General features: G+C 66.9%; 5 protein-coding genes. 1 reads left to right on the forward strand and 4 read right to left on the reverse strand.

The window, feature by feature from the left end:
- Positions 1-6: 6 nt before the first annotated feature.
- Positions 7-1089, reverse strand: a complete 1083-nt coding sequence (dinB, locus tag FHS98_RS06300) for a DNA polymerase IV (protein WP_167101647.1) — start codon at positions 1087-1089, stop codon at positions 7-9.
- Positions 1090-1202: 113 nt separating this feature from the next.
- Positions 1203-2819: an FAD-dependent oxidoreductase gene (locus FHS98_RS06305; protein ID WP_167101650.1), complete on the reverse strand. Its 1617-nt coding sequence runs from the start codon at positions 2817-2819 to the stop codon at positions 1203-1205.
- 222 nt (positions 2820-3041) lie between these two features.
- Here FHS98_RS06305 and FHS98_RS06310 point away from each other — a divergent pair, with 222 nt between their 5' ends.
- Positions 3042-4679: a family 43 glycosylhydrolase gene (locus tag FHS98_RS06310; protein WP_167101653.1), complete on the forward strand. Its 1638-nt coding sequence runs from the start codon at positions 3042-3044 to the stop codon at positions 4677-4679.
- Positions 4680-4787: 108 nt separating this feature from the next.
- On the opposite strand, the gene FHS98_RS06315 is transcribed toward FHS98_RS06310, so the two are convergent.
- Together FHS98_RS06315 and FHS98_RS06320 are read right to left on the reverse strand one after the other, a co-directional pair.
- Entirely contained in the window at positions 4788-5810 is a 1023-nt protein-coding gene (locus FHS98_RS06315; RefSeq protein WP_167101656.1) for an aldo/keto reductase, read from the reverse strand.
- 11 nt (positions 5811-5821) lie between these two features.
- Positions 5822-6151, reverse strand: a complete 330-nt coding sequence (locus FHS98_RS06320) for a carboxymuconolactone decarboxylase family protein (RefSeq protein WP_167101659.1) — start codon at positions 6149-6151, stop codon at positions 5822-5824.
- Between the last annotated feature and the right edge of the window lie 153 nt (positions 6152-6304).

The raw sequence follows: 6304 nt of genomic DNA on the forward strand, positions 1-6304 counted from the left end.
CTATCGTCAGGCGGGCGCGAGCGGCAGTTCTGCCTCTTCATGGATCGGCCGGGCCTCGAATTTCGACACCGTCACGCCCACCAGACGGATGCCCTTCGGAACCGGATAGACGGACCGGATCAGGCCGAGGCTGACGTCCCGCAAAGCCCCCTCGCTGTCGACCAGCCCCGACAGCGTGCGGCTGCGCGTGATGATCTGGAAATCGTGGAACTTCACCTTCACGGTCACCGTGCGCCCGAACGCCTGCCGCTTCTCGCACCAGGACCAGACATCGTCCGCCATGCGCAGCACGCCGGCCTCGATCTCGGCCGGCTCGATCAGATCGCGGTTGAAGGTGGTCTCCGAGCCGGACGACTTGCGCTCGCGGTTGGGGTTGACCGGGCGCTCGTCGATCCCCCGTGCGATCGCGTGATACCATTCGGCGGAATTTCCGAAATGCTCGGTCAGGAAGGCCATCGTCTTCGCGCGCAGATCGGCCCCCGTCTCGATGCCGAGCCGCTTCATCTTCTGCGCCGTGACAGGCCCCACGCCATGGAAACGCGCCACCGGCAATGTCTCGACCCAGGCGGCGCCCATATCGGGCGTGACTGCGAACTGGCCGTTGGGCTTGCGATGATCGGACGCCAGCTTCGCCAAGAACTTGTTGTAGGAAATGCCGGCCGAAGCCGTGAGGCCGGTCTCCGCGAGGATGCGCGCGCGGATCGCCTTGGCGGTGGCCCAGGCGGTGGCGATCCCCTGCTTGTTCGCGGTCACGTCGAGATAGGCTTCGTCGAGCGAAAGCGGCTGGATGAGATCGGTATAGTCCGCGAAGATCGCATGAATCTGCTGCGAAACCGCGCGATAGACGTCGAAGCGGGGTGATACGAAGATCAGGTCCGGGCAGCGCCGGAGCGCCGTCACCGACGGCAGGGCGGAGCGGACGCCGAACCGGCGCGCTTCGTAGCTGGCCGCCGCCACGACCCCGCGCGCGGCCGGATAGCCGACCGCCACCGGCTTGCCGCGAAGCGCCGGATCATCGCGCTGTTCGACGGACGCGAAGAAGGCGTCCATGTCGACATGAATGATCTTCCGCACGGTTTCGTCAGCCACGGAGGCCTTATAGATCGCGAACGAAATGCGAACAAGACGATGCCGATACCGGGCGCGACCGCACGATGGCGGGGCTGCACGAAACGCAGCCCCGCACCAGCGCTTTCGGCCGATCAGCCGTTGAGATGCTCCCATACCTTGGAGATGACGACGGAGCCCTCGCCCACCGACGAGGCCACGCGCTTGACAGAGCCCGCGCGGACATCGCCCACGGCGAATATCCCCGGCTGCGACGTCGCATAGGGCGATCCGCCGCCCGCGGCGTCCCCGGTCAGCACGAAGCCCTTGTCGTCGAGCGCGACCAGCCCCGACAGCCATTCCGTGTTGGGCGCCGCGCCGACCATGACGAACAGGGCGCACAGGGCGATCTCGCGCTCCGTCCGGTCCCGCACATTGCGGATGGTGACGGTTTCGAGCTTGTCCGCGCCGTGCAGCGCCACGATCTCGGCGCCATATTCCACGGTGACGGCGGGGTCCGCCTCCAGACGGCTGGAGAGATAGCTCGACATCGACGTGGCCAGCGACGTGCCCCGCACCAGCACGCGGACATGGCTCGCCGCGCGGCTCAGGAACATCGCGGCCTGCCCGGCCGAATTGCCGCCGCCGATGACGATCGCCTCGGCCTCCTTGCAGAAGCGCGCCTCATTCTCCGTGGCGGCATAATAGACGCCGGCGCCCTCGAACTCGGCGAGCCGGTCGATCGGGAGCCGGCGGTACTGGACGCCGGTCGCGACCACCACCGCGCCGGCCCGTATGCGCTGCCCATTATCGAAGGTGGCGCAGAACTGGCCGTCCTCCAGCCGTTCGAGCATCACCACGCGGCGCGGCACGACGAAGCGCGTGCCGAACTTCATCGCCTGGACCTCGCCGCGCCAGACGAGATCGGCGCCCGAAATCCCCGTCGGGAAGCCCATATAATTCTCGATGCGGCTCGACGTGCCCGCCTGCCCGCCGATCGCGATATCGTCGACGACCAGCGCGCTCAGCCCCTCGGCCCCCGCATAGACGCCCGCCGCCACGCCGGCCGGCCCGCCGCCGACGATCAGCACGTCGAACCGCTCGCACTCGGCAAGATCGCGATTGATGCCGAACAGACGCGCGACCTTCTCCGGCGTCGGATCGGCGACGACCTCGTCCCGCCCGAAGATCACGGCCGGCCGCCCCGCGTCGATGGCGCAGCTCGCCGAAATCCGCTCGGCCTCCGGGCTCGCCGTGCCGTAGGTCGTATAAGGCAGGTGGTTGCGGCTGGCGAACTCGGCGATGCGCCGGATATCGCGATCCTCCTCCTCGCCGATCAGGACCAGCATCCCGTCGCGCGCATCGAGCTGGCGCCGCCGGCGCGCGGCCAGCACGGTGATGATGATGTCCGACATCTCGGGGATTTCCGACATCAGCCGCATCATCGCGGCCCGCGGCACTTCGATGGCCCGCGTGTCGCGGGCGGCGCGCATCGGCATCGTCCAGCTACCGCCGTGGAGAAAGGATATCTCCCCCATGAACTGGGTCGGCCCGAGCGTCGAAGGCACATGGCGCTCGCTGGTGAAGGGATTCACGACCTCGATCTCGCCGTCCTCGACATAGACGAAGCGATCGGCCGGATCGCCCGGCCGGACGATCATGGTGCCCGCCGCATAATGCGCGACCTTCCCCGCTCCGCGCAGCGCCTCGACATGCGACGCCGCCAGGGGCACGCGCTGCATCTCGCGCAAATCCCGGCCGATGGTTTCCATTCCCTACCCCTCATGGTGACCCGGCGCGATCATAGCCATCGCCCGGCCCGTTGTCAGAGGCCAAAGGGGTGACGCGAAAAAGGATGAGCGGAATCTGTGCGCAGCCGGCGGGGCGCCCGGAAAGATCGGAGCGGACCCGAGAAAGCGGCCGCATTCCCATTGCGGCTGGACGGGAGTTTCTCCAGACACGCGCTCGACCGCCGATCGGTCTGGAGAGAGAGATTGGTTCATTCGCGTCGCGACGTGCTTGCCGTCGGCCTGGCATCAACAGCCGGATTGGCCATTCCAGCCTCCGGGAAGGCGGACACGCGCTTGGCGCGCTGTGCGGAAGCGACCGGCTGGCGGCAGGGTCTCGACGGTCAACGCCGGGCGGATTTGGGCAATGGCACGTTCCTCAATCCCGTGCTGTCCGGCGATCGCCCCGATCCCAACATCCTGAAGGATGGCGACGACTATTGGGCGACCTTTTCGTCCTTCGAATATTATCCGGCGATCATCGTCTGGCATTCTCGCGATCTGGTCAACTGGACCCCGGTCGGGCCGGCGCTGACGAAGCCGCTCGGATCGGTGTGGGCGCTCGATATCGCCAGGCATGGCGGCCGATATTTCATCTATATCCCGGTCTTCAACGCCGGCGATCCGACGTTCGCGGCAGGCCCGCTGATCCCGAGCAAGATCTTCGTGGTCCATGCGGACAGCATGAGCGGGCCGTGGAGCGAGCCCATCGACATGGACATCCGGGGCTATATCGATCCCGGTCACGCGGTCGGCGAGGACGGCAAGCGCTATCTCTTCCTGAACAGCGGCGCGCGGGTGCGGATCAGCGACGACGGGCTCCGGCGCGATGGCCCCATCGAGCAGGTTTATGGCGGCTGGCCGATCCCGGAGGACTGGATCATCGAGGCCCCCGCGCTCGAAGGGCCGAAGGTGCTGCGCCATGATGGCTGGTTCTACCTGTTCTCCGGCCAGGGAGGGACGGCAGGGCCTCCCACCAGCCATATGGTGATCGTGGCCCGCTCCCGGTCGATCGACGGCCCGTGGGAGAATTGCCCCCGCAATCCCATCGTCCGCACCGTCAGCGCCGACGAACCATGGTGGTCACGCGGGCATGGAACGCCCGTTCAGGGGCCTGCGGGCGACTGGTGGCTGGCCTATCACGGCTATGAGAACGGGTTTCGCACGCTGGGCAGGCAGATGCTGCTGGAGCCTTTCATATGGGAGGCCGACGGCTGGCCGCGCATGACGGGGGGAGACCTGTCGAAGCCATTGCCCGTTCCGCGCGGTGGGCTTGATCTGGGAGCCGGCAGCAGGCTTTCGGGGCCGTTCGTGGCCGGCGATCTCGGCTCCCGGCTGGCCTTCTTCGCGCCCGCACCGGGCTATCTTGACCGGGCGACGATCGCCGCCGGTGCGCTGACGCTCCGGGCTCAGGGGACGGGGCCGGCGGATTCCTCGCCGCTTGCTTTCATCGCCGGCGATCGATCCTGCGAAGTGACGATCGATCTTGAGCTTGACGGTGAAGCCCAGGGCGGACTCCTCCTTTTCTATGACGGCAAGCTCTTCGCCGGACTGGGCGCGGATCCCCATAAGCTCCACACCTACAAGCTGGGGAACGAAGAGGGCTATCCGCCGCCCGGCCCCGCCGAGGGGCGGACAATGTCGATACGGATGACCAACGACCGGAACGTCGCCACCTTCTACATTCGATCGGCGGGGAAGCCGTGGCGCAAGGTCGTATCCTATGAAGTGTCCGGCTATAACCACAATATGGCCGGCGGATTCATGAGCCTGCGCCCCGCCTTGTTCGCGTCCGGCAACGGCAGCGTGACCTTCTCGGGCCTGCATTATGAGGGACACGACTAGCCGGCGTGCCCCCGGCCCGATAACGCGATCCGCATCCGCTCGATATGCGACGGATGCTCATCGATCAGACCATACCCCCATCCTGCCCGATCGGTTTCCGTGGCCGGTTCAGGCGCCGGCCTCGGCCGGCGGCGCCTCGCGGCCGACCATCGACATATGCTGCGGGGCATAGCGCTCGCCGGCGACCTCGATGCCGGACGCGGCGGCATCGATCTCGCGCAGCTCGGCCGGCGTCAGCGTCACGTCAGTCGCGCCGATATTCTCTTCGAGCCGATGCAATTTGGTCGTGCCGGGGATCGGCACGATGGAGGGCCGCTGCGCCAGCAGCCAGGCGAGCGCGATCTGCGCCGGGGTGGCGCCCTTCGCCTCCGCCACATGCGTGAGAAGATCGACGAAGGCCAGGTTCTTCGCCATCGCATCCGGTGCGAAACGCGGCGTGGTGGCGCGGAAATCGCCCTCGGCAAGCTTGGTGTCCCTGCCGATCGCGCCGGTGAGGAAGCCCTTGCCGAGCGGGCTGTAGGGCACGAAGCCGATGCCCAGCTCGTCGCACGCCGCGAACACGCCATTGGTCTCGGGTGCCCGCCACCACAGCGAATATTCGTTCTGGATGGCCGCGACCGGCTGGACCATATGCGCGCGGCGCAGCGTCTGGACGCCCGGCTCCGACAGGCCGAAATGCCGGACCTTGCCTTCGGCGATGAGATCGCGGACGGTGCCCGCGACATCCTCGATCGCCACCTGGGGATCGACCCGGTGCTGATAGAGAAGATCGATCGTCTCGACACCCAGCCGCTTGAGCGAGCCGTCGACCGCCGCGCGGATGCGTTCGGGCCGGCTGCTGAGGCCACGATTCTCCCCGGTCGCGGAATCGATGTCGAAGCCGAACTTGGTGGCGATCACGACCTGCTCACGCACCGGGCGCAGCGCCTCGCCGACCAGTTCCTCATTGGCGAACGGCCCATAGACTTCCGCCGTGTCGAAAAAGGTCACGCCACGATCGACCGCGGCGCGGAGCAGCGCCACGCCCTCGTCCTTCGAAAGCGTGTGCGCATAGCCGAAGCTGATCCCCATGCAGCCGAGGCCGATGGCCGAGACATGAAGGCCGCTGCGGCCGAGTTCGCGTGTCTGCATGATGTTTCTCCTCAATTCGTGGCCGGATCGGCATCGGCGAAGATGGTACGGGCGATCGCGACGGCGGTGCCGGCGGTCGGCCAGCCCGCGTAGAAGGCGAGATGCGTGATCGTCTCGACGATCTCCTCGCGCGTCACGCCATTCTCGAGCGCCCTGGCGAGATGGAAGGGCAATTCGTTCGTGCGGTAGAGCGCGATCAGGCAGGCGACGGTGACGAGGCTGCGATCGCGCGGGGAAAGCCCCGGACGCCGCCAGACGTCGCCGAACAGCACGGCATCGGTGATCTCGGTCAATTTCGGCGCGACGTCGCCCCACGGCGCACGCATGGGCATCTCGGTCATGGCTCCGCCTCCGTCTCATTGCGGCGGACATCATTTAGCGGCCTCGATCAGCGGTGATTAGGTTGCGTTGACAAAGTGGATTCCCAAACGGCCTGAAGTTTGATTCAAGGCAGCTCTTTGCGGGGAGCAGCGATGGCGCGTGGGGATCTGACG

It is taken from the genome of Sphingomonas oligoaromativorans, from assembly GCF_011762195.1.
In the GTDB taxonomy this organism is placed as follows: domain Bacteria; phylum Pseudomonadota; class Alphaproteobacteria; order Sphingomonadales; family Sphingomonadaceae; genus Solisphingomonas; species Solisphingomonas oligoaromativorans.

Bases quoted from the DNA above. Each gene is read 5' to 3' on its own strand.
- FHS98_RS06315 (WP_167101656.1), bottom strand. From the start codon at position 5,810: ATGCAGACACGCGAACTCGGCCGCAGCGGCCTTCATGTCTCGGCCATC.
- FHS98_RS06305 (WP_167101650.1), bottom strand. From the start codon at position 2,819: ATGGAAACCATCGGCCGGGATTTGCGCGAGATGCAGCGCGTGCCCCTG.
- FHS98_RS06320 (WP_167101659.1), bottom strand. From the start codon at position 6,151: ATGACCGAGATGCCCATGCGTGCGCCGTGGGGCGACGTCGCGCCGAAA.